Source organism: Sphingobacterium sp. B16(2022) (assembly GCF_012030425.1).
Lineage (GTDB): Bacteria > Bacteroidota > Bacteroidia > Sphingobacteriales > Sphingobacteriaceae > Sphingobacterium > Sphingobacterium anhuiense.
Genome location: NZ_JAAUVN010000016.1, coordinates 1 through 343 on the forward strand (window position 1 = coordinate 1; position 343 = coordinate 343).

Genomic DNA, 343 nt, shown 5'->3' on the forward strand with positions numbered 1-343 from the left:
GGGCCTTTGCAAAAATGGGCCACGGATATTACTGAGTTCAAAGTCAAGGAAAAAAAGCTGTATCTCTCCCCAATAATTGATCTGTTCAATCAGGAAGTTATAAGTTATGAAATTACTGACAGGCCGGCCTTTAAAGGGGTAATGGACATGCTCAAAAAGGCACTGCCCAAAGCAAGGGGGGCATCACAACTGCTTTTACATTCAGATCAGGGTTGTTGGCAATACCAAATGCCTAAATATCAACAGTGGCTCAAAGAAAACGGAATCACTCAAAGCATGTCCAGAAAAGGAAATTGCCTTGATAATGCCGTAATTGAAAATTTCTTCGGAATTTTAAAATCAG

The 343-nt window shown here is 40.2% G+C and carries 1 protein-coding gene; it reads left to right on the plus strand.

The annotated features are described in order from the left end of the window. Nucleotides 1–343, plus strand: a 343-nt coding sequence (locus HCX49_RS25245; protein ID WP_168128476.1) for a DDE-type integrase/transposase/recombinase, incomplete at both ends; no start/stop codon positions are given.